Annotated in this window: 24 protein-coding genes and 1 pseudogene; 11 read left to right on the top strand and 14 right to left on the bottom strand. The window is 68.3% G+C overall.

The genetic code is table 11. The annotated features are described in order from the left end of the window. The first annotated feature begins 170 nt into the window (after nt 1–170). The 4 genes from ctaE to qcrB are packed head-to-tail and all read left to right on the top strand — an operon-like array spanning nt 171 to nt 4325. On the top strand, nt 171–788 hold the full coding sequence (ctaE, locus tag KIP79_RS41860; protein WP_214110601.1) for an aa3-type cytochrome oxidase subunit III: 618 nt from the start codon (nt 171–173) through the stop codon (nt 786–788). Nucleotides 789–805: 17 nt separating this feature from the next. Beyond that, on the top strand, nt 806–1612 hold the full coding sequence (gene qcrC / locus KIP79_RS41855) for a cytochrome bc1 complex diheme cytochrome c subunit (RefSeq protein WP_214110600.1): 807 nt from the start codon (nt 806–808) through the stop codon (nt 1610–1612). After that, nucleotides 1609–2688, top strand: coding sequence for a cytochrome bc1 complex Rieske iron-sulfur subunit (gene qcrA, locus KIP79_RS41850; protein ID WP_214110599.1), 1080 nt, complete (start codon nt 1609–1611; stop codon nt 2686–2688). The genes qcrC and qcrA overlap by 4 nt, the downstream gene beginning before the upstream one ends. Next, a complete protein-coding gene (gene qcrB / locus KIP79_RS41845; RefSeq protein WP_372453752.1) occupies nt 2685–4325 on the top strand; it encodes a cytochrome bc1 complex cytochrome b subunit in 1641 nt (546 codons plus the stop codon). The genes qcrA and qcrB overlap by 4 nt, the downstream gene beginning before the upstream one ends. 70 nt (nt 4326–4395) lie before the next feature. Here the strand turns inward: qcrB and KIP79_RS41840 are convergent, their stop codons facing one another. The 4 genes from KIP79_RS41840 to ctaC all read right to left on the bottom strand — a co-directional run bounded on the left by KIP79_RS41840 (nt 4396) and on the right by ctaC (nt 8617). Beyond that, nucleotides 4396–5583 (bottom strand): L,D-transpeptidase, encoded by a 1188-nt coding sequence (locus tag KIP79_RS41840; RefSeq protein ID WP_308170183.1) that lies wholly within the window; start codon nt 5581–5583, stop codon nt 4396–4398. A 141-nt stretch (nt 5584–5724) separates the two neighbouring features. After that, nucleotides 5725–6120, bottom strand: a complete 396-nt coding sequence (locus KIP79_RS41835; RefSeq protein ID WP_214110598.1) for a cytochrome c oxidase subunit 4 — start codon at nt 6118–6120, stop codon at nt 5725–5727. Then, nucleotides 6120–7802 (bottom strand): aa3-type cytochrome oxidase subunit I, encoded by a 1683-nt coding sequence (ctaD, locus tag KIP79_RS41830; RefSeq protein ID WP_214110597.1) that lies wholly within the window; start codon nt 7800–7802, stop codon nt 6120–6122. Before ctaD ends, KIP79_RS41835 begins: the two co-directional genes overlap by 1 nt. Next, complete coding sequence (gene ctaC, locus KIP79_RS41825) at nt 7799–8617, bottom strand: aa3-type cytochrome oxidase subunit II (RefSeq protein ID WP_214110596.1); 819 nt, start codon at nt 8615–8617, stop codon at nt 7799–7801. The genes ctaD and ctaC overlap by 4 nt, the downstream gene beginning before the upstream one ends. A gap of 174 nt (nt 8618–8791) precedes the next feature. Here ctaC and KIP79_RS41820 point away from each other — a divergent pair, with 174 nt between their 5' ends. The 3 genes from KIP79_RS41820 (at nt 8792) to KIP79_RS41810 (ending at nt 10807) form a co-directional block, all read left to right on the top strand. Then, the gene (locus KIP79_RS41820; protein ID WP_214110595.1) at nt 8792–9925 is read left to right on the top strand and encodes a cysteine desulfurase family protein; all 1134 of its coding nucleotides are present in this window, start codon (nt 8792–8794) and stop codon (nt 9923–9925) included. A gap of 35 nt (nt 9926–9960) precedes the next feature. Continuing rightward, nucleotides 9961–10281, top strand: coding sequence for a sulfurtransferase TusA family protein (locus KIP79_RS41815; protein WP_214110594.1), 321 nt, complete (start codon nt 9961–9963; stop codon nt 10279–10281). A gap of 109 nt (nt 10282–10390) precedes the next feature. After that, complete coding sequence (locus KIP79_RS41810; RefSeq protein WP_214110593.1) at nt 10391–10807, top strand: CBS domain-containing protein; 417 nt, start codon at nt 10391–10393, stop codon at nt 10805–10807. Nucleotides 10808–10859: 52 nt separating this feature from the next. Here the strand turns inward: KIP79_RS41810 and KIP79_RS41805 are convergent, their stop codons facing one another. Beyond that, a complete protein-coding gene (locus tag KIP79_RS41805; RefSeq protein ID WP_214110592.1) occupies nt 10860–11846 on the bottom strand; it encodes a carbohydrate kinase family protein in 987 nt (328 codons plus the stop codon). Nucleotides 11847–11980: 134 nt separating this feature from the next. Next, complete coding sequence (gene erpA / locus KIP79_RS41800) at nt 11981–12334, bottom strand: iron-sulfur cluster insertion protein ErpA (protein ID WP_214110591.1); 354 nt, start codon at nt 12332–12334, stop codon at nt 11981–11983. A 158-nt stretch (nt 12335–12492) separates the two neighbouring features. Here erpA and nadA point away from each other — a divergent pair, with 158 nt between their 5' ends. Beyond that, on the top strand, nt 12493–13689 hold the full coding sequence (gene nadA / locus KIP79_RS41795; RefSeq protein WP_214110590.1) for a quinolinate synthase NadA: 1197 nt from the start codon (nt 12493–12495) through the stop codon (nt 13687–13689). A gap of 18 nt (nt 13690–13707) precedes the next feature. Here the strand turns inward: nadA and KIP79_RS41790 are convergent, their stop codons facing one another. Genes KIP79_RS41790 through KIP79_RS41765 form a run of 6 tightly spaced genes read right to left on the bottom strand, consistent with a single transcriptional unit; the run spans nt 13708 to nt 17758 of the window. After that, nucleotides 13708–14421, bottom strand: a complete 714-nt coding sequence (locus KIP79_RS41790) for an SIMPL domain-containing protein (protein ID WP_214110589.1) — start codon at nt 14419–14421, stop codon at nt 13708–13710. Between the two features lie 58 nt (nt 14422–14479). Then, the gene (locus KIP79_RS41785; RefSeq protein ID WP_214110588.1) at nt 14480–15220 is read right to left on the bottom strand and encodes a maleylpyruvate isomerase family mycothiol-dependent enzyme; all 741 of its coding nucleotides are present in this window, start codon (nt 15218–15220) and stop codon (nt 14480–14482) included. A gap of 17 nt (nt 15221–15237) precedes the next feature. Then, nucleotides 15238–15786 (bottom strand): PspA-associated protein PspAB, encoded by a 549-nt coding sequence (gene pspAB, locus KIP79_RS41780; protein ID WP_214110587.1) that lies wholly within the window; start codon nt 15784–15786, stop codon nt 15238–15240. Further along, the gene (htpX, locus tag KIP79_RS41775) at nt 15786–16676 is read right to left on the bottom strand and encodes a zinc metalloprotease HtpX (protein ID WP_214110586.1); all 891 of its coding nucleotides are present in this window, start codon (nt 16674–16676) and stop codon (nt 15786–15788) included. The genes pspAB and htpX overlap by 1 nt, the downstream gene beginning before the upstream one ends. A gap of 15 nt (nt 16677–16691) precedes the next feature. After that, nucleotides 16692–16970 carry a PspA-associated protein PspAA gene (gene pspAA, locus KIP79_RS41770; protein WP_214110585.1) on the bottom strand — a complete coding sequence of 93 codons (279 nt, stop codon included), beginning with the start codon at nt 16968–16970 and terminating at the stop codon, nt 16692–16694. Then, entirely contained in the window at nt 16967–17758 is a 792-nt protein-coding gene (locus tag KIP79_RS41765) for a PspA/IM30 family protein (RefSeq protein ID WP_214110584.1), read from the bottom strand. The genes pspAA and KIP79_RS41765 overlap by 4 nt, the downstream gene beginning before the upstream one ends. Nucleotides 17759–17951: 193 nt before the next feature. On the opposite strand from KIP79_RS41765, the gene KIP79_RS41760 reads away from it, so the two are divergent. After that, nucleotides 17952–18521 (top strand): DUF3043 domain-containing protein, encoded by a 570-nt coding sequence (locus KIP79_RS41760; RefSeq protein WP_308170180.1) that lies wholly within the window; start codon nt 17952–17954, stop codon nt 18519–18521. Nucleotides 18522–18542: 21 nt separating this feature from the next. Further along, complete coding sequence (locus KIP79_RS41755; protein ID WP_214110582.1) at nt 18543–19541, top strand: aldo/keto reductase family protein; 999 nt, start codon at nt 18543–18545, stop codon at nt 19539–19541. 65 nt (nt 19542–19606) lie between these two features. Here KIP79_RS41755 and KIP79_RS41750 read toward each other — a convergent pair whose 3' ends face one another. Both KIP79_RS41750 and KIP79_RS49880 read right to left on the bottom strand, forming a co-directional pair. Further along, a complete protein-coding gene (locus KIP79_RS41750) occupies nt 19607–19813 on the bottom strand; it encodes a hypothetical protein (RefSeq protein WP_214110581.1) in 207 nt (68 codons plus the stop codon). Nucleotides 19814–20000: 187 nt separating this feature from the next. Further along, nucleotides 20001–20231 (bottom strand): hypothetical protein, encoded by a 231-nt coding sequence (locus KIP79_RS49880; RefSeq protein ID WP_214110580.1) that lies wholly within the window; start codon nt 20229–20231, stop codon nt 20001–20003. A gap of 94 nt (nt 20232–20325) precedes the next feature. On the opposite strand from KIP79_RS49880, the pseudogene KIP79_RS49875 reads away from it, so the two are divergent. Then, nucleotides 20326–20766, top strand: a pseudogene (locus KIP79_RS49875) (SCO2322 family protein); the annotation flags it as partial.

Genomic DNA, 20766 nt, shown 5'->3' with positions numbered 1-20766 from the left:
CACTCCCACTGAGCCACATTGGGTCTACTGGATGCTATCGGCCCAGCACCCGAGCCCGCGCCCCCGCCATCCTCCGCGCCCGGTTTTCCCCACTTCCGAAACCCCTGTCCGATCGCGCGCCCGAGTCTAAGCAGGGGGTAGTTCGGTGACCGAGGGGGCTAGCCGCAATAATGCTGGGCGTGGCGACAGCATCCGCAATTACTACGACGACGGCACCACACGCGTCCCGCCGGCCGAACCTGGTCAGCGTGGGGACGATCGTCTGGTTGTCCTCCGAGCTCATGTTCTTCGCGGCGCTGTTCGCGATGTACTTCACCATCCGGGCGGCCAGCCTCAAGCAGGGCTTGCCCTGGCCGAACGCCGAGCTGAACATCCCGTTCGCGACGGTAAACACGATCATCCTGGTCCTCTCCAGTGTGACCTGCCAGTTCGGCGTGTGGGCAGCGGAGAAGGGCCAGGTCAAGAAACTCCGTTTCTGGTACTTGGTCAGCTTCATCATGGGCGCCGTCTTCGTCGCCGGACAGCTGATCGAGTACCAGGCCCTGGTGCACGAGGGGACCACGCTCTCCTCCGACGCCTACGGCTCGGTGTTCTACCTGACCACGGGCTTCCACGGACTGCACGTAACGGGTGGACTGATCGCGTTCCTGTTCATGCTGGGACGCACGTACGCCGCGAAGCGCTTCACGCATGAGCAGGCCACCAGCGCCATCGTCGTGTCCTACTACTGGCACTTCGTCGATGTGGTCTGGATCGGCCTTTTCGCGACCATCTACCTCATCAAATGATCGGAACGGGGATATCGGTGAACTCGATCACCGCGCGACGGCGGCATCCCCTCGCGCGTTTCGCCGTCTTGGCACTAGCGCTGGGCCTCCTCGGCGGAGCGTACGCCCTGATCGCGCCCGGCAACCAGGCCGACGCGGCGATTTCGGCCGGCAAGGCCGACGACGTGGCCGAGGGCAGGAGCCTGTTCGTCGCCCACTGCTCCAGCTGTCACGGCATGAACGCCGAGGGCACCTCGATGGCGCCGCCGCTGGTCGGCGTGGGTGCCGCGGCGGTGGACTTCCAGGTGAGCAGCGGCCGCATGCCGGCCGCCAACCCGGGTCCACAGGCGCCGCGCAAACCGCTGGCCGAGTGGGTCAACGAGGACACGATCCGGCAGCTGTCCGCCTATGTGCAGTCGCTGGGCGGCGGCCCGGAGCGGCCGACCGCCGACATGGTGGACCCGGCCAAGGGTGACGCCGCCAAGGGCGGGGAGCTGTTCCGCGCCAACTGCATCCAGTGCCACAACTTCGTCGGCGCGGGTGGCGCTCTCACCTACGGCAAGTACGCGCCGAACCTGAACGAAGCCACGCCCGAGCAGATCTACGAGGCGATGGTCACCGGTCCGCAGGCGATGCCGGTCTTCAACGACTCAACGCTGACCCCTGAGGACAAGCGCAACATGATCGCGTACATCGTGAGCATGCGCGAGCTCAAGGACCCGGGCGGGTTCGGCCTCGGCCGGATCGGTCCGGTGACGGAGGGCCTCGTCGCCTGGATCGCGGGCATCAGCTTCATGTCCCTCGCCGCCATCTGGATCACCGCGAAGAAGCGTAAGAAATCATGACAGCCAACGGACATTCTTCGACCAACGAGGATGACGCACGCGTGCCCAGGCGCGTCATCGGCACTCCGGCCGCGGGCACCGCGGTGCTCGGCAAGGAGGCGCCCCCCGCCCCGGTCGAGGAGCCGGGCGTCGCCTATCCGGACGAGGCGGCAGCCAAGAAGGCGGAGCGCTGGGTCGCCCTGCTCTTCCTGATCACTTTCCTGGGCGGCGTGGCCTTCATCGCCTCGTACGTGATCTTCCAGGTGGGCACGGTGAACAGCACGGCCGCCTCCAACCTGGCCCTGGGCAGCAGCCTCACGGTGGCGCTGCTCTCGCTGGCCAGCGGCATCGTGATCTGGGTGCGCCGGGTGATGCCGAAGTACAACCTGATCCAGGAGCGCCACCTGATGGCCTCCGCGCCGGACACCAGGGAGTACGTGGCGGACACCTTCGTGGCGGGCGCCAACGAGAGCGGCTTCGTCAAGCACAAGCTGCTCCGCCGCACGCTGCTGCTGGCCGCCGCCCCGCTCGGCCTGGCGCCGCTGGTCCTGCTGAAGGACCTCGGCCCGCTGCCGGGCACCTCGCTGCGGCACACGGTCTGGAAGAAGGGCCTGCGGCTGGTCGTGGAGGGCACCGGCGCGCCGATCCGGGCGGCCGACTTCAACTCCCCCGGCGGCATCCTCTCGGTGGTCCCGCACGGCTACGAGCACGACCTGAACGCCCTGGCCAAGGCCACCTTGATCCTCATCAAGTTCCGCCCCGACCAGCTCAAGTCCGGGACCAACGCGAACTGGACCTACGACGGCATCGTGGCGTACTCCAAGATCTGCACGCACGTGGGCTGCCCCGCCGCCCTGTACGAGCAGACCACCCACCACATTCTCTGCCCCTGCCACCAGTCGACGTTCGACGCGACCGACGGCGCGCGGGTCATCTTCGGCCCGGCCGCCCGGCCGCTGCCACAGCTGCCGATCGGCGTGGACAGCGAGGGTTACCTCATCGCCCAGGCCGACTTCGACGTGCCGGTCGGTCCCAGCTTCTGGGAGCGCGGCGACGCCGAGGCGAAGGCCCGGGAAGCCAGGGGGAACGCATCGTGACCACCTTGAATACCACACCCAAGTTCATCGGCGGTCCGGCCTCCTACCTGGACGACCGGCTGGGGGCGGGCAGCTTCCTCAAGCGGAACCTGCGCAAGGTCTTCCCGGACCACTGGTCGTTCCTGCTGGGTGAGATCGCGCTCTACTCGTTCATCATCCTGCTGCTCACCGGTACGTTCCTCACGTTCTGGTTCAAGCCGGGCATGGGCCACGTGATCTACGACGGCCCGTACCAGGAGCTGCGCGGCGTCCTGATGTCCGAGGCGTACGCCTCGACGCTGCACATCACCTTCGAGGTCCGGGGCGGCCTGCTGATCCGGCAGATGCACCACTGGGCGGCCCTGATCTTCGTGGCCGGCATGATGGTGCACGCGCTCCGGGTGTTCTTCACCGGCGCGTACCGCAAGCCGCGCGAGCTCAACTGGATCATCGGCGTGCTGCTGCTGACGCTGGCGCTGGCCGAGGGCCTGACCGGTTACTCGCTCCCGGACGACCTGCTCTCCGGTGCGGGTCTGCGGATCACCGAGGGTGTCGCGATCTCGCTGCCGGTGATCGGCACCTACCTGACGTTCTTCCTGTTCGGCGGGGAGTACCCGGGTGAGGATGTGATCTCCCGGTTCTACGCGCTGCACATCCTGCTGATCCCGGGCATCCTGCTGGCGCTGATCTCGGCCCACATGATCCTCATGTGGGTGCAGAAGCACACCCAGATGCCCGGTACCGGGCGGACCGAGCAGAACGTGGTGGGCGCGCCCTTCTACCCGGCCTTCATGGCCAAGGCGGGGGCGTACTTCCTGTTCACCTTCGCGGTGGTCGCGGGGCTGGGGACGTTCGCCCAGATCAACCCGATCTGGCTGTTCGGTCCATATACCCCCGCGGACATCTCGGCGGGTTCCCAGCCGGACTTCTATATGGGCTTCCTGGAAGGGGCCCTGCGAATAATGCCGGCCTGGGAGATCAACTTCCTGGATCATACGATCCCGCTCAGCGTGCTGATACCGGCCCTGGTGCCGATGGGCATCGTCATGACCGGTCTGGCGCTCTATCCGTTCCTTGAACAGTGGGTGACCGGGGACCGGCGGGAGCACCACATCGCCGACCGTCCCCGCAACAACCCGCACCGGACCTCGATCGGCATGGCGGGCATCACGTTCTACGGCCTGCTCTGGCTGCTCGGCGCCAACGACGAGATCTCGGCCAACTTCCACATCGACCTGTACCACACGACGATCTTCGGCCGGTTCGCCATCTTCCTCGGCCCGGCGATCGCCTACTGGATCACGTACCGGATCTGCATCGGCCTCCAGCGCCGGGACCGGGACGTGCTCGGCCACGGTGTGGAGTCGGGGGTCATCAAGCGGCTCCCGAACGGCCAGTACATCGAGGTGCACGTGCCGCCCGCCGAGGACATCGCCGACCACATGCTCGGCAAGAAGGAGATCCCCATCGTGCCGGGCGAGCCGGACGAGGCGGGCATCCCGCCCAAGGGGGCTCGCTCCATCATCGGCAAGGCCCGGGCGTCGATGAGCAAGACCTACGGCACCGACCACATACCGCTGGAGTTGGAGGCGGGCGAGGGTCACGGCCACGAGGAGCACGCGGCGATTGGTCCGGGAGAGCACAAGGAACACCACTAAGTCGCCACAAACCGTGACAAAACGGACCCGGGGTACCCCGGGTCCGTTTTTGTTTGTGCCGGAAGTGTCGTCAGAGCTGGTCGGTGTTGGCCTCGCGGAGGCGGGACCACTTGAGCCACTCGGTCCAGGACTCCTGCCAGTGCCCCCAGCCGTTGAGCGGTTCGAGTATCCGGGGACTGCCGGTGACGATGATCGGATCGCCGATGAGCGTGTTGTCGATGAACCACTTGGCGTTCGCCGGGCTGATGTTCACGCAGCCGTGGCTGACGTTGGAGTTGCCCTGCGAGCCCACCGACCAGGGCGCCGAGTGCACGTACTCGCCGCTGTTGGAGATCCGCACGGTGTTGTAGACGGTCTGGGAGTAGTAGCCGGCCTGGCCGGGCCCCGCGTCGGGCGAGGTCATCACGGTGACCGGCTCGCGGGACATGGCCAGGTGGATGCCGCTGGTGGTGTGGTACTTCATCACGCCGCCCTTGCCGGCGCTGATCGGCACGCTGCGGATCAGCGCGCCGTCCCGGTGGATCTGCATCATGTGGGTGCGTACGCTGGCCGTGCTGATCTGGGACCGGCCGATCTTGAAGTCCCTGACGTAGTCCTTGGAGCCGTACATGCCGTCGGCGCCGCGCACCCCACTCAGCCGGGCGACAAAGCGTACGTCGGTGTGCGCGGGCCAGAACTCCTTGGGGCGGTAGGCCACGGTCTTGTTGTCGAACCAGTGCCAGGCCCCCTCCACGGGCCGGGAGGCGTGCACGAACAGGTTCCGCTCCACCGAGACCCTGTCCTTGATCTCGTGGCTGAACTTGACCATGATCGGCATACCCACGCCGACCGTCAACGAGGTCATCTCTTTGTTGGGCAGGATCTGCTCGATGGTGAACGCGGTCTTGGGTTTGAGCGTGCTGAAGGTGCTCTTCGCGGAGCCCTTCCCCGCCACCGCGGCGACCTGGTATTCGGTGCCAGGGAGCATGGGCCGCACGCTCCGCCACCGGGTGCGGTCGGCGCTGAACACGCCGGGTACGGGAATGCCGGCCGCGGTCACGGTCACCGTGGTGAGCGCGGTCCCGCTGGTGCCGATCCTGATGGGTAGTTCCGGCGGCAGGTCGCGAGCCCCGTTGGCCGGGAAGACGCTGACCACCGCCGCGTCGGTGGTCTTCTTCAGGTTGTTGTCGGGTTTGGACCGGCCGCCCGCCTGGGCAGCCGGGGAGGCGGAACAGCCCGCCGCCATGAGTAGGGCGAGCGCCCCAGCGCCAGCTCTCACGTGCTTACTCCCCCCAGACCACTACTTCAACGTGTCTCTGAGTTCGTACCCGGATACGGAGAGTGCGCCTGAGGGCTCGGTAAAGAAAGAGTCCCGGCCCGCTACGTGGCAGGCCGGGACTCGGTAAGAATCGATCGCGAATTAATGCGAGAAGTTGCCTCGGTAGTACTGGAAAACAAACCCGATGGTGCTCATAATGACGGCGAACATCCCGATCATGAACAGCCACCAGCCGACGACGAAGCCGAAGAAGGCCAGCGCCGCGGAGAGGCAGACGAACAGCGGCCACCAGCTGTGCGGGCTGAAGAAGCCCAGCTCCCCGGCGCCGTCGCTGATCTCGGCCTCCTTGTTGTCCTCAGGCTGCTCGCCGATGCGGCGGGCGGTGAAGAGCAGGTAATAGCCGATCATGAAGGCGAGCCCGACCGAGATCGCCATCGCGGTGGTTCCGGTGACCTCCTTGGACCAGAACCAGTAGACCAGGTCCGCCGCGGCGAAGAACACGCCGCAGAGGATGAACAGCCATCCTTGGACCCTCATCAGCTCTCCTCGATGGGCTCGCGGGCCGGTTCGGGGATCGCCGGGCCGGCCGGTAGGTGCGGGTACTTGATGTCGAAGGCCGGGCGCTCGGAGCGGATCCGCGGCAGTTCAAGGAAGTTGTGCCGGGGCGGCGGGCAGGAGGTGGCCCACTCCAGCGAGCCACCGTAGCCCCAGGGGTCGTCCACGGTGACCTTCGGCGCCGTACGGTGGGTCAGCCACACGTTGTACAGGAAGGGCAGCGTGGAGGCGCCCAGCAGGAACGCGCCGACCGAGGAGACCATGTTCAGGTCGGTGAAGCCGTCCACCGGCGAGTAGTTGGCGTACCGCCGGGGGAAGCCCTCCACGCCCAGCCAGTGCTGCACCAGGAAGGTGAGGTGGAAGCCGACGAACAGCGTCCAGAAGTGCACCTTGCCCAGCCGGTCGTTGAGCATCTTGCCGGTGAACTTGGGCCACCAGAAGTAGAAGCCGGAGAACATCGCGAACACGACCGTGCCGAACACCACGTAGTGGAAGTGGGCCACCACGAAGTAGGAGTCGCTGATCTGGAAGTCCAGCGGCGGCGAGGCCAGGATGACGCCGGTCAGGCCGCCGAGCAGGAAGGTGATCAGGAAGCCGATCGCGAAGAGCATGGGTGTCTCGAAGGTGAGATGCCCTCGCCACATGGTGCCGATCCAGTTGAAGAACTTCACACCGGTGGGCACCGCGATCAGGAAGGTCATGAACGAGAAGAACGGCAGGAGCACCTGTCCGGTCACGAACATGTGGTGCGCCCAGACCGTCACCGACAGACCGGCGATGGCGATGGTGGCGCCGACCAGGCCGATGTAGCCGAAGATCGGCTTGCGGCTGAAGACCGGGAGCACCTCGGTGATGATGCCGAAGAACGGCAGCGCGATGATGTACACCTCGGGGTGGCCGAAGAACCAGAACAGGTGCTGCCAGAGCATCGCCCCGCCGGTGGCGGAGTCGAACACGTGCGCGCCGAGCTTGCGGTCGGCCTCCAGCACCAGCAGCGCCGCCGCCAGCACCGGGAAGGCCAGCAGCACCAGGATGCTGGTGAGCAGGATGTTCCACGTGAAGATCGGCATCCGGAACATGGTCATGCCGGGCGCGCGCATGGTGATGATCGTGGTGATGAAGTTGACCGCGCCCAGGATGGTACCCAGACCGGACAGGGCCAGACCCATGATCCACAGGTCGCCGCCCATGCCGGGCGAGGCGACCGCGTTGGACAGCGGCGAGTAGGCCGTCCAGCCGAAGGCGGCGGCGCCGCCCGGGGTGAAGAAGCCGCTCACCGCGATGATGCTGCCGAACAGGTAGAGCCAGTAGCTCACCATGTTCATGCGGGGGAAGGCCACGTCGGGGGCGCCGATCTGGAGCGGCATCAGCTCGTTGGCGAAGCCGGCGAACAGCGGCGTCGCGAACATCAGCAGCATGATCGTGCCGTGCATGGTGAACAGCTGGTTGAACTGCTCGTTGGAGACGTACTGCATGCCCGGCTGGGCCAGCTCCGCCCGCATCACCAGCGCCATCACGCCGCCGATGAGGAAGAAGACGAACGAGGTGATCAGGTACAGGTGACCGATCACCTTGTGGTCGGTGGTGGACAGCCAGTTGGCGATGATCCGGCCCTTGCGGAACGGCCGCGGGCCCAACGGCAGTGATTCGGAACTGGCGGTCATGCCGCGCCTCCCGCCTGGCTGGCGATGTACTGGTCGAACTCGGCCTGCGGGACCAGCTTCACCGAGAAGAGCATCCGGCTGTGGTCGACACCGCAGAGCTCGGCGCACCGGCCGAAGAAGACGCCGGTCTTGTCGAGGGTGTCAATCTCGAACCGGTTGCTGACGCCGGGGACCACGTCCTGCTTGAACAGGAAGGCCGGGATCCAGAAGGAGTGGATCACGTCGGGCGAGTGGAGCATGAACTCCACCTTCGTCCCGGTGGGCAGCACCAGCTGCGGGCCCTGCGGGTTCTCCAGGCTCTGCTTGGCCAGGTCGGCCGGCATGCCCGCGACCACGACCTGCTTGCCGTCGTAGTCGGTGGTGAAGCGCCAGCTCCACTGGAAGCCCTCGACCTTGACCTTCACCGGCGCGGTGCCGGTGACCTTCATGATCTCGGTCTCGTCCCGGGCGGTGAAATAGAAGAACACGGCCACCATGACGAGCGGGACCAGCGTGTACAGCATCTCGATCGGCAGGTTGTACCGGACCTGGGGCGGCAGCTCCTGGTCGGACTTCTTGCGCTTCGCATGGAAGATCACAGACCAGATGATCAGGCCGAAGACCACCACGAAGGTCGCGCCGGCGGCGACCCAGGAGCCGATCCACAGATCCAGCATCCTGATGCCCTGCTGGGTGTGCGGCTCGGGCATGGCCCCGCGGGACCACTCTTCGGCACTACACGCCGACGCGGACGCCACCAGCAACGCCACCACGGCGAGCCTGGGCAACCGGCGGCGGGCCAACGGTCGCCGTGTCGTACGGCGGGTCGGACTCACGGATCGCCTACCCCACAGGTGAAGCCCAAAGGACTCTTCCTCTGGGCGTTTTTCAGGTTCCACAACAACCCGGAAACCTTCTCCCGGGTTTTACTTGATTCACTTCAATGCTGGGGGACACATTAGCGCGGACCACCGGCGCCCTCCTGCGCAGCCCCCGTTAATGTCCTGTCTGTGGCGTATCTCGACGCGGCTTCGACCGAGCCCCTGCATCCGGCGGCCCGGGAGGCCCTGCTGGCCACGCTCGACGCCGGTTGGGCCGATCCGGCCCGACTGTACGGTACCGCCCGCCGCGCGCGGCTACTGCTGGACCAGGCCAGGGCGGAGGTGGCCGGCGTGCTGGGCGCGCGGCCGGACGAGGTGAGCTTCACCTCCTCTGGCACCCAGGCCGTGCACCTGGGGGTGCTGGGCACGCTGAACGGTCGCCGGCGGGCCGGGCGGCGCCTGGTGGTGAGCGCGGTGGAGCACTCCAGCGTGCTGCACGCCGCGCAGGTGCACGAGCGGGACGGCGGCACGGTCGAGACGGTGGGCGTGAACCTGTTCGGCCGGGTCTCCCCCGCCGCCTTCGCCGCCGCCGTGGCCGAGCCCGGTACGGCCCTGGCCTGCCTGCAGACCGCCAACCACGAGGTGGGCACCCTGCAACCGGTGGCCGAGGTGGCCGAGGCGTGCCAGCAGGCCGGGGTGCCGCTGCTGGTGGACGCGGCGCAGTCGGCCGGGCGGCTGCCGGTCCCGCCGGGCTGGTCGGTGCTGGCCGCCAGCGCGCACAAGTGGGGCGGCCCGGCCGGGGTCGGGGTGCTGGCGGTGCGGAAGGGCACCCGGTGGCGGTCGCCGTACCCGGAGGACGAGCGGGAGAACCGGCGGGCGCCGGGCTTCGAGAACGTGCCCGCGGTGGTGGCCGCCGCGGCGGCGCTGCGCGCCCGCGCCGCGGAGGAGGCGACCGAGTCGGCCCGCCTGTCGGCGTTGGTCGACCGCATCCGGGCGGAGGTCCCGCGCCGGGTGCCGGATGTGGAGGTGGTCGGGGACCCGGTGGAACGTCTTCCCCACCTGGTGACGTTTTCCTGCCTCTACGTGTCAGGCGAGACGCTCCTGACCGAGCTGGACAAGGAAGGTTTCGCAGTCTCGTCAGGAAGTTCATGTACGGCGAGTACGCTTCGTCCGTCACATGTACTGGAGGCAATGGGTGTGCTTACACAGGGGAACGTCCGGGTATCGCTGCCCCGTGGCGTTTCCGCGGGCGATGTGGACCGGTTCCTCACCGTTCTCCCGGATATCGTGCGCCGCATCCGCAAGAGTCTGGGAGTGCAGTAGATGTTCGGGGACACCATCACCGGGGGGACTCATTGATGTGGCGTCGTAAGCCTCCCCCGCAAAGCACCACCGGCCCGCAGCACGCCGCCGACGGCCTCGCGGATCACCAGGCCCGGCCGAAGAACGACGCGTCGCTGACCATCGACGCGCTCGGCCGCAAGTGCCCGATCCCGATCATCATGCTGGCCGACCAGATCAACTCGGTGGGCCTGGGTGCCGTGGTCGCCGTACTGGCCGACGACCCGGCCGCCGTCACCGACATCCCCGCCTGGTGCCGCCTGAAGTCCCACGAGCACGTGGCCAGCTACGACCTCCCCCAGGGCGGCTGGTCGATCCACGTCCGCCGGAAGTACTGAGCCCCCATCCCCTGCCCCCGGACTTTTAGGACATTGACCTCATAGGGGTATAAATCCGGACTGCGGTGTGGGTACGTTGCGGGGGAAAGCACAACGAGGGGGGTGTTTGATGATGAACGCGCGTGAGATCATGCACGCTGGTGTGCAGTGCATAGCCGAGGACGAGACCCTGGCCACGGCGTCCCGCATGATGCGCGACCTGGACGTGGGTTCGCTGCCGGTCTGCGGCAATGACGACCGGCTCAAGGGCATCATCACCGACCGGGACATCGTGGTGCGGTGCGTGGCCGATGGCCGCGACCCGGCGTCCATCCGGGCGGGCGACTTCGTCGGCGGCGAGATCATCTGGGTGGACTCCGACGCGGACATAGACGACGCGCTCATGGCCATGGAGGAGCACCAGATCCGGCGGCTTCCGGTGCTGGAGAACCATCGGCTGGTAGGGATGATCAGCGAGGCCGACCTCGCCGCCCACCTGCCGGAGGACAAGCTGGCCGAGGCGGTCAGCCAGATCTACGCGAGATGAACGGCGGACGGGTCACGTTCCCCGAGGGAACGTGACCCGTCGCTGTGCTTTCTTACGCGTAGTGGCAGCTGATGTGCTCGGCCACCTCTTCGGCGCCCTGCTTGCCGTACGCGGCGGCGAAGCGGTCGAGGAAGACGCTGCGGCTCAGCTCGTACTCCTGGCAGCCGACGCGCTCCAGCACGTGGGTGGCGGTGAGGTTGCCCACCTGGCCGCAGCGCTCCAGGGAGAGACCCCAGGCCAGCGCCGACAGGAAGCCGGCGCGGAAGGCGTCGCCGACGCCGGTCGGGTCGGCCTTGCCCAGTTCGGGGGCGGGCGAGATGTGCACCGAGGGCTCTCCGGCGCGGTCGACGCGGGCGCCCTTGGGGCCGAGCGTGGTGATGCGCACGCCCACCCGGCCCAGGACCTCCTCGTCGGACCAGCCGGTCTTCTGCTCGATGAGACCCTTCTCATAGTCGTTGCTGAACAGGTACGCCGCGCCGTCGACCAGCTGGCGGATGCTCTCGCCGGACATCCGGGCCAGCTGCTGGGAGGGGTCGGCCGCGAACGGGATCCCGCGCTGGCGGGACTCGTCGGTGTGCCGGAGCATGGCGTCCGGGTCGTTGGGGCTGACCAGCACCAGGTCGATACCGCCCAGCCGGGACACGATGGGGCCCAGCTCGATCTCCCTGGCCTCGGCCATCGCGCCGGTGTAGAAGGAGGCGATCTGGTTGTGCTCCTCGTCGGTGGTGCACAGGAAGCGCGCGGTGTGCCGGAGCTCGGAGACGTGCACCGACGCGCAGTCCACACCGTGCCGCTCCAGCCAGGACCGGTAGTCGGCGAAGTCGGCGCCGACCGCGCCCACCAGGATCGGGCTCAGGCCCAGGCACCCCATGCCGAAGGCGATGTTGGCCGCGCAGCCGCCCCGGCGGATCTGCAGGTCGTCAACGAGGAAGGAGAGCGAGACGCGGTCGAGCTGTTCGGCGATGAGCTGGTCGCCGAAGCGGCCGGGGAACGTCATGAGCTGGTCGGTCGCGATGGAGCCGGTCACGGCGATGCGCACGGGGTCATTCTCCTCGTTGTCAGCAGCGCTTTCTGCCCGCCGGATCGCGAGCCCGCCAAGGATACGCGACTTCCGGAAGACATGCCTCTGCCCTGTACGGCCTGGGCCGTACAGGGCAAAAGATGTGGCTCTTCTTAGTTGAAGGAGTCGCCGCAGGCGCAGGAGCCGGTGGCGTTGGGGTTGTCGATGGTGAAGCCCTGCTTCTCGATCGTGTCGACGAAGTCGACCGTGGCACCGATCAGGTACGGCGCGCTCATGCGGTCGGTGACGACGCTGACGCCGCCGAAGTCCGACACCACGTCGCCGTCCATCGAACGGTCGTCGAAGAAGAGCTGGTAGCGCAGGCCGGAACAGCCACCCGGCTGCACGGCGACACGGAGCTGAAGCCCCGCCTCGTCCTGCTGCTCCAGCAGGCTCTTGACCTTGGCGGCGGCCGCGTCGGTCAGGATAAGGCCCTGACGCGTGGTCTCGCTGCTCTCAACCGTCATCTGGTGACTCCCACCGTCTGCGTCAACCGCCCACACGGGAACGGCCGAGTGATTCAGTAGTCCTACTAAGACGCTACCAACACCTGGGACACGCGCCACATTCCCCCGCCCCCCACTGAGCCCTGCCCCCCGGAATAAATCGGCACACTTCATGTGTAATGATTAGTCGTCAGTTCGACGATAAGTCCCCGAAGGGGGTGTGGTCAGTGACGACCACGAGTCTTCCGCTCTTCGTCCTCGGCCAGGGCACCGATCCGCACAGCGAACGCGGCGTGGACTGCCCCGGCGAGCTGCCGCCCGCGTCCGACCCCACCCTGGTCGCCCGCGCCCGCGCGGCCAAGGAGAGCCTCGGCGAGCGGCTCTTCGTGCTCGGCCACCACTACCAGCGGGACGAGGTCATCCAGTTCGCCGACGTGACCGGGGACTCCTTCAAGCTCGCCCGGGAGGCGGCCGCCCGGCCAGGCGCGGAGTACATCGTGTTCTGCGGCGTGCACTTCATGGCCGAGTCGGCCGACATCCTCACCGCCGACGACCAGCGGGTGGTCCTGCCCGACCTGGCCGCCGGGTGCTCGATGGCCGACATGGCCACCTTCGACCAGGTCGAGGAGTGCTGGGAGGCGCTGGAGGACGCCGGCATCGCCGACCAGGTGGTGCCGATCACGTACATGAACTCCAGCGCGGACATCAAGGCCTTCTGCGGACGGCACGGCGGCGCGGTCTGCACCTCCTCCAACGCCCGGCGGGCGCTGGAGTGGGCCTTCCAGCAGGGGCGCCAGGTGCTTTTCCTGCCCGACCAGCACCTGGGCCGGAACACCGCCGTCCTGGAGCTGGGGCTCTCCCTGGACGACTGCGTCGTCTACAACCCGCACCGGCCGAACGGCGGGCTCACCGAGGAGCAGCTCAAGGCCGCGAAGATGATCCTGTGGCGGGGGCACTGCTCGGTGCACGGCCGGTTCACCGCCGAGTGCGTGGACGACGTGCGGGCCCGCATTCCCGGCGTGAACGTGCTGGTCCACCCGGAGTGCCGGCACGAGGTGGTCACCAAGGCCGACTACGTGGGATCCACCGAGTACATCATCAAGGCCCTGGAGGCGGCCCCCGCCGGGTCCTCCTGGGCCGTGGGCACCGAACTCAACCTGGTCAAGCGGCTGGCCGCGCGCTTCCCCGACAAGAACGTGAGCTTCCTCGACAAGACGGTCTGCTACTGCTCCACGATGAACCGCATCGACCTGCCGCACCTGGTCTGGGCGCTGGAGTCGCTGGCCGCCGGGCAGCTGGTCAACCAGATCACCGTGGACCCCGAGACCACCCACTGGGCGAAGGTCGCCCTGGACCGCATGCTGGCCCTGCCGTAGGGCGGTCCCGGGCCGGGCTCAGCTCAGCTCGTACACGACGGTGACGGTCACCCCGACCGACTGCCGGCCGGGGGAGACCGACGCCTTCTCGGCCACCGCCATCGCCCCCGCGAACGGGACGGACCCGGGCGGGCGGCCCGCGTCCTCCCGGACCGAGACGATGCGGCCCAGGCCGCGGCCGGTGAGCCGGGCGTACTGCTTGGCCTTGGCGGTGGCGTCGCCGAAGGCGGCGTCCCGGGCGGCGACCATGACCGAGTCGGGGTCGGAGAGCTCGAAGGAGATGCCGTTGAGGCGCACGTCCTCGCCCACCTCGGCGGCGGCGTCGATCACCGCGTCCGCGTGGGTGAGGTCGCGGACCAGGGCCTCCACGCCCTGGGTGGCCCGGTAACCGGCGACCTTGGGGTAGTTCTCGTACTCGGGCCCGAGGGAGAGCTCGCTGGTGCGCAGGTCCTTCTCGGCCAACCCGGCCGCCAGCAGGACCGTGGTCAGGCGGGCCGCGGCCTCGCGGGCCGCCTTGAACGCCTCCCCCGCCGTGTTCCTGCGCACCTCCACGCCGGCCTGCAGGCGCATCAGGTCCGGCGCGGCGGAGACCGAACCATGGCCGATGACGGTGATCTGCGATGCGTCCACCACGACCCCGGCATACCCCGCGGGCGAGGCCGCGAACGCGGGCGAGCCGAGCAGTCCGGTCACCACGCACGCGGCGGCGGCAGCGAGCCTTATGTTGATCATGTGGGGATCCCAGCACCGGGCGCCCGCCCGGCCGCTGACCGCCACACCCATTTGGGGATCAGATTGCGGAGCGCTCGATCCACCACTGGAGCAGCTTGACGTCACCGTCGACGGCGTAGTCCTGGTGATCGCGGCGCCGCCACGCCAGCAGCATCAGGTCCCCCGCGGTGGCCGTGCGCACGGTGACGTCGCCGGGCGCGGCCGAGCGCTCGTGGCGGAAGCCGTCCGGGGTGAGCGTGATCAGCCAGGCCAGGCCGGTGTCGGTCTGCCAGGAGATGGTCTCCCCGCCGCCCTTCAGCTCGGCCAGGGCCGGCCGCCAGCGCGCGTACGGCAGGACGTCCAGGAACTCGTCCACCCCGTCCGCGGCCACCGCCTCGTCGATCACCGGGGCGATCCCGGCCGCCAGCTCGGCGTCCACCCGGTGGATGACGGTCTCGTGCAGCTGCCGCCGGGACCAGAAGCGCGCGTGCCGGTCGCCGCCCCAGGCCCACATGGGGGCGTCCGGGTCGGCGGCCAGCAGCGCCTCGGTCAGCGGGCCGGCGCCGGCCGCCAGCCAGCCCGCCAGGTCGTCTCCGGCGCCCGTCAGGTCGGCGTCGTCCCGCTCGTACCGCTTCTGGGTCAGGTCGCGGACCATCGCGGTGGCCCAGCGGTGGACGTTTCCGGTGTGCGCCACCAGCCGTGCCAGGTCCCAACCGGGGCAGCTGGGCACAGGGGTGGCCGGGTCCCGGTCCTGTACGGCTCTGGCCATCCGGGTCACCTCGGGCGCGATCGCCGCAGTGTGCGCGGTGTGCGTGTTCACGATTTCCTCCCGGCTGTTCAGAGGCCGGGAGCACCCCAGACCGGGAACCATCGTGACAGATCCGGCTCGATTTTCAGTTCCCCGGCCAGCACCCCACGCGTCTGGAGTTCCAGTGCGTTGTCGCGGTGTTCCCCCGTGGTGGGGGCGAACGGGTAGAAGGTGCCCTGCTTGTACAGGTAGACCAGGGCCAGGCGGCGTCCGGCCGGGTCCGCGAAGGAGACCAGCGTGCAGAGCAGGGCGGGGCCGAACCCGGCCGACTCCAGCGTGGAGTTGGCCCCGTGCAGGTCGGTGACCAGGCCGGAGAGGTCCTCGTTGCGGGCCAGCAGCCAGGTGTAGCCGTACCGGTCGCGGGAGAGGGTGACGTCGCCGAGCAGGGCGGTGATCTCCCGCTCCAGCTCGGCGAAGGCGGCGCCCTCGGCGGCGCGGAAGCACACCGAACCCTGCCCGGTCGGGGCGAACCCCATCGCCACCTGGAGGCTGATCGCCGCCGACGGGAGGGCGAACAGCGCGTCCAGGTCGGGCTTGGCGGGTTTGCTACGGCCGAGCAGCACGTCCAGCCAGCCCATCAGCGCTGTCCCAGTTCGGCGGAGATGCGGGCCAGCTGCTCCAGCCGGCGCTGCAGCGGCGGGTGGGTGGCGAACAGCGTGGCGATGCTCGCCCCCGACAGCGCGGGCACGAAGAAGAAGGCGTTGAACGCCTGCGACTCACGCAGGTCGCTGGTGGGGATCCTGGCGATCTCCCCAGAGACCTTGGTGAGCGCGCTGGCCAGCGCGGACGGTTGCCCGGTGAGCAGCGCGCCGGCGCGGTCGGCGGCCAGCTCCCGATACCGCGACAGCAGCCGGGTGAGCAGGAAGCTCACCGCGTAGACCAGGCCGGAGACCAGCAGGATGATCAGGCCGATGGGCGGGCCCTGGTTGTTGTTCCGGCTGCGGCCGAGCCCGGAGTACAGGGTGAACCGCGTGATCAGCCCCGCCAGCACGCCGAGGAAGGAGGCGATGGTCATCACCGCCACGTCCCGGTGGGCGACATGCGAGAGCTCGTGCGAGAGGACGCCTTCCAGTTCCGCCCGGTCCAGGCGGCGGAGCAGGCCGGTCGTCACGCAGACGACGGCGTTCTTCTGGTTGCGTCCGGTGGCGAACGCGTTGGGCACGTCGGATTCGGCGATGGCCACCCGAGGTTTCGGCATGTCGGCCAGGGCGCTCAGCCGGTCGATCACACCGTGCAGCTCGGGGGCCTCCTGCGGGGAGACCTCCCGCCCGTGCATCGCGAACAGCGCGATCCGGTCGGACAGGAAGTACTGCACCAGCAGGAAGCCCACGGCGATCACCATTACCGTGATCGCCTGCGCTCCCAGGGCGATGAGCACCGCTACGAACGCGACGTACAGCAGACCGAGCAGGAACATGGTGACCACCATGCGCCCGGTCAGCCCCCGATCAGGTTGAAACCTGGTCATAATGACCACCCGGGACTAACCCGGGATCAGACCCTGGTCCCCGAGCATCTCCCGGACCTCCTCAATGGAGGCGTCCGAGGGAGGCAGGATCAGCTCGGACGGCTCCAGCGAGTCGTCCGGGAGCGCCTTACCGACATGCCGGACCTTGTCCAGCAGCGCGTGCAGCTTGGTGCGGAAGATGGCCTCGTCGTCGGCCTCGATGGCCGCCTCAAGCTCACTGTCCAGGGCGTTCAGAACGTCGAGATCACCGTCGGCGATCTGGACCTGGCCCTCGCCCATGATGCGGACGATCATTGTGCTCCCCCCGGCTGACGGTACTGCTGGGTGTGCTGCGTGCTGGGCTGGGCCTGCTGGCCCTGCTCGATGGCGCTCTGCGGCGCCGGGCCCTGGCCGAGTTCGGCCTTCATCCGGGCCATCTCCAGCTCCACGTCGTGGTTGGCGCCCATGCGGTCCAGCTCGGACTGGATGTCGTCGCGCTGCCCGGTGTAGTCGTCCAGCGCGCCGCTGGCCAGCAGCTCGTCGATGGCGCCGGCGCGGGCCTGCATCTGGGCGGTCTTGTCCTCGGCCCGCTGGATGGCCAGGCCGACGTCGCCCATCTCCTCGGAGATGCCGGAGAACGCCTCGTTGATCCGGGTCTGCGCCTCGGCGGCGGTGTAGGTGGCCTTGATGGTCTCCTTCTTGGTACGGAAAGAGTCCACCTTGGCCTGGAGACGCTGGCTGGCCAGAGTCAGCTTCTCCTCCTCGCCCTGCAGGTTGTTGTACTGGATCCGCAGGTCGGCGACCTGGGCCTGAATCGCGCTGCGGCGGTTCAGCGCCTCCCTGGCCAGGTCCTCCCGGCCGGACGACAGGGCCGACTTGGCCTGCTGCTCACGCTTGGCAGCCTCGGCCTCGGCCTGGTTGATCTGCAACTCGACCCGCTTGCGGCTGGTCGCCACATCGGCCACGCCCCGGCGCACCTTCTGCAGCAACTCCAACTGCCGCTGATAGGAGTAGTCCAGTGTTTCGCGCGGATCCTCCATCTTGTCCAGGGCCTTGTTGGCCTTGGACTTGAAGATCATGGAAAGTCTCTTCATCACGCTCATGCGCGTCGGCCGTCCCCTTCTTAAGGTTGTGCGTGGGAGACCCCAGTGTTCCGTCCCCTCAATAAGGCGGAATGACCGCCTGGGTTCACCCTACGCATAACGCACGGGGGCGTCACTAAGTTGCACTCCCGGTAGGCTGAACAACGTGTTCCGACGTCGTAGCCAGTCCACCACGGACGATTCCCCCGTCCCTGTGGATGATCCTAAACCCCAGGGGACGCAGAGTAAGGGGCGTCCGACCCCCAAGCGGAGCGAGGCGCAGGGTCGCCGGCGGTCGCCGGTCACCGCGCCCGCCAACCGCAAGGAGGCCTACCGGCTGGCCCGGGAGCGGGACCGCAAGCAGCGGGACCAGGCTCGCGAGGGCATGCTGCGCGGCGACGAGAAATATTTGCCCGCCCGTGACCGCGGCCCGGTCCGCAGGTTCGCCCGGGACTTCGTGGACTCGCGGCGGCTGCCGGGGCAGTACTTCCTGCCCGCGGTGCTGCTCATCATGCTGGCGTCGATGGTGCCCTTCCCGCTGGAGATCCGGCGCTGGGTGCTGACGGCGTACACGATGTCGCTGCCGCTGGTGATGGTCCTGGTCCTGGTGAGCTCCTTCTACGTGGCCGGGCGGGTCAAGCGGGAGGCGGCGGAGAAGTTCCCCGGAGAGAACCTCAAGGGGGTCGGCTTCTACGCGGCGATGCGGTCCTCGCAGATCCGGCGGCTGCGCTTCCCCAAGCCGACCGTGCTGCCGGGCGGGAAGCCGGTGCCTGCCAGGAAGTGAGCCTGGCCTAGGGTTCCTGATATGGAATTCCGCCATCTCGGCCGGAGCGGTCTCCTGGTCAGCGAGATCAGCTACGGCAACTGGATCACCCATGGGTCGCAGGTCGAGGAGGAGGCGGCGCACGCGTGCGTCAAGGCCGCCCTCGACGTCGGCATCACCACTTTCGACACCGCCGACGTGTACGCCGGCACCCGGGCGGAGGACGTGCTCGGCCGTGCCCTCAAGGGGGTGCGGCGCGAGTCGCTGGAGATCTTCACCAAGGTCTTCTGGCCGACCGGCCCCGGCCAGAACGACCGCGGCCTGTCCCGCAAGCACATCATGGAGTCGATCAACGGCTCGCTCCGCCGCCTCGGCACCGACTACGTCGACCTCTACCAGGCCCACCGCTTCGACTTCGCCACACCGCTCGAGGAGACCCTGCGGGCCTTCGACGATCTGGTACGGCAGGGCAAGGTGCTCTACGTCGGGGTCAGCGAGTGGACGGCCGACCAGATCGACCGGGCGCTGAAGATCGCCGACCAGATGGGCTTCGACCGGCTCGTGTCCAACCAGCCGCAGTACTCCATGTTGTGGCGGGTCATCGAGGCCGAGGTCGTGCCGCTCAGCGAGCGGGAGGGCGTGGGGCAGATCGTGTGGTCGCCGCTCGCGCAGGGGGTGCTGACCGGGAAGTACCTGCCCGGACAGCCGCCGCCGGAGGGGTCGCGGGCCACCGACCCGTCCGGGTCGACGTTCATCAACCGGTTGATGGGCGAGGATGTGCTGCGGGCGGTGCAGGAGCTGAAGCCGGTGGCCGCCGATCTCGGGCTCAGCATGGCGCAGCTGGCCGTGGCCTGGGTGTTGCAGAACCCGAACGTGTCGTCGGCGATCATCGGGGCGACGCGGCCGGAGCAGGTGCGGGACAACGTCAAGGCGGCCGGGGTGAAACTCGACGTCGAGACGATGAAGCGCGTCGACGCCATCCTGGACGGGGTCGTGGAGCGTGATCCCGCCAAAACCGTGAGTCCCAGTACTCGTCCGTGACCAATAAAAAGCCCACTGGACTTTTTCGTCCAGTGGGCTTTTTCTATTTCCTGCTATTTCTTCGGTCACTCCGGTCGCAGGGACATGCCTGAATACTCTGGGCGGTCGTCCTCCAGGAGGGTCACCTTTTCCACACCGGATTCCAGCAGGTCACGCCAGACCTCGCCCAGCCATGACTCGGCGTCCGCCTGGCTGGAGAAGACCTCACGCGGCAATGGGCGGTCCGTCACCTCACCACCATTTGCATTTTCATAACGCCACCGCCAGGTCATGCCATACGCTCCTTGTCGCGCGGTCCGGGTCGCCCCCGGAGTTACCCCTGTCAATCCGCGAATGCCCCCTGCGGCCGGCGCCGCCGGGGCGTCCCGGGCTCAGCGGACCTGAACTCGTTCGGGTCCGCTGAACCCTATATCGCGGTGATATCCCCGAGCACGGAGGCCATTCGATGGCGCCCATTCGTCAGCTGCCCCTCGTGGCGGCGTTGATCCTCTCCCCGCTCGCCGCAGCGTACGCTCCGGCCCTCACGTCGACCGCGCTCGCCGCAGCATATGCTCCGGCATCCACTTCGACCGCGCCCGCCGCAGCATATGCTCCGGCACTCCCTTCGGACGCCCTCGCCGCAGCGTACGCGTCGGCACCCACTCCGAACACGCTCACCGCAGCGTACGTTTCGGCATCCACTCCGAACACGCTTGCCGCAGCGTACGCTCCGGGACACGCTTGGGACGCTCTTGCTGCGGCGTCCGCTCCGGCTCCGGGGCCGGACGCGCCTCGGCAGTGGACCTTCTGGCAGAGCGACGGACTGGCCTGGCTGACCCAGCCCGTCGGCGCCTCTCTGGCGGCGCCTGCGGACGGGGACGTGATCGGGTGGCGTTTCGGCGTCGCGCCCACCGGCGCCGAGGGCGAATCCCCCCGCGAGGTGCCCTCCTTCGACAAGGTCTGCGGATCCCAGGCGGTCTCCTCCGGTCAGAAGCGCGTCGTCCTCGCCGTCGACTTCGGCGACACCAACGGCGACGCCTACCCCGGCGACATCCCCCCGGCCAGCACGGTCACCTGCGTCGTGGCCCCCACCTCGGCCACCGGCCTGCAACTCCTCGCCTCCCCCGGCACCCGCCCCCGCGTCGACGCCCAGGGCACCGTCCTCGCCGTCAGCGACTACCCCACCAAGGCCCAGTCCACCGGCCGCCCCCTCCCCGTGAACTCCCCCACCCCCACCTCCGACGAC

This window comes from Acrocarpospora catenulata (genome assembly GCF_018476525.1).
Taxonomy (GTDB): domain Bacteria; phylum Actinomycetota; class Actinomycetes; order Streptosporangiales; family Streptosporangiaceae; genus Acrocarpospora; species Acrocarpospora catenulata.
Note: the sequence above shows the minus strand (reverse complement) of the source record. Positions and strands in the feature narration are given on the sequence as shown.

Coding starts and splice junctions, on each gene's coding strand:
- ctaE (WP_214110601.1), top strand. CDS start 171: ATGCTGGGCGTGGCGACAGCATCCGCAATTACTACGACGACGGCACCA.
- qcrA (WP_214110599.1), top strand. CDS start 1,609: ATGACAGCCAACGGACATTCTTCGACCAACGAGGATGACGCACGCGTG.
- KIP79_RS41835 (WP_214110598.1), bottom strand. CDS start 6,120: ATGAGGGTCCAAGGATGGCTGTTCATCCTCTGCGGCGTGTTCTTCGCC.
- ctaD (WP_214110597.1), bottom strand. CDS start 7,802: ATGACCGCCAGTTCCGAATCACTGCCGTTGGGCCCGCGGCCGTTCCGC.
- KIP79_RS41815 (WP_214110594.1), top strand. CDS start 9,961: ATGTGGCGTCGTAAGCCTCCCCCGCAAAGCACCACCGGCCCGCAGCAC.
- KIP79_RS41810 (WP_214110593.1), top strand. CDS start 10,391: ATGATGAACGCGCGTGAGATCATGCACGCTGGTGTGCAGTGCATAGCC.
- erpA (WP_214110591.1), bottom strand. CDS start 12,334: ATGACGGTTGAGAGCAGCGAGACCACGCGTCAGGGCCTTATCCTGACC.
- nadA (WP_214110590.1), top strand. CDS start 12,493: ATGATTAGTCGTCAGTTCGACGATAAGTCCCCGAAGGGGGTGTGGTCA.
- KIP79_RS41790 (WP_214110589.1), bottom strand. CDS start 14,421: ATGATCAACATAAGGCTCGCTGCCGCCGCCGCGTGCGTGGTGACCGGA.
- pspAB (WP_214110587.1), bottom strand. CDS start 15,786: ATGGGCTGGCTGGACGTGCTGCTCGGCCGTAGCAAACCCGCCAAGCCC.
- htpX (WP_214110586.1), bottom strand. CDS start 16,676: ATGACCAGGTTTCAACCTGATCGGGGGCTGACCGGGCGCATGGTGGTC.
- pspAA (WP_214110585.1), bottom strand. CDS start 16,970: ATGATCGTCCGCATCATGGGCGAGGGCCAGGTCCAGATCGCCGACGGT.
- KIP79_RS41765 (WP_214110584.1), bottom strand. CDS start 17,758: ATGAGCGTGATGAAGAGACTTTCCATGATCTTCAAGTCCAAGGCCAAC.
- KIP79_RS41755 (WP_214110582.1), top strand. CDS start 18,543: ATGGAATTCCGCCATCTCGGCCGGAGCGGTCTCCTGGTCAGCGAGATC.
- KIP79_RS41750 (WP_214110581.1), bottom strand. CDS start 19,813: ATGACCTGGCGGTGGCGTTATGAAAATGCAAATGGTGGTGAGGTGACG.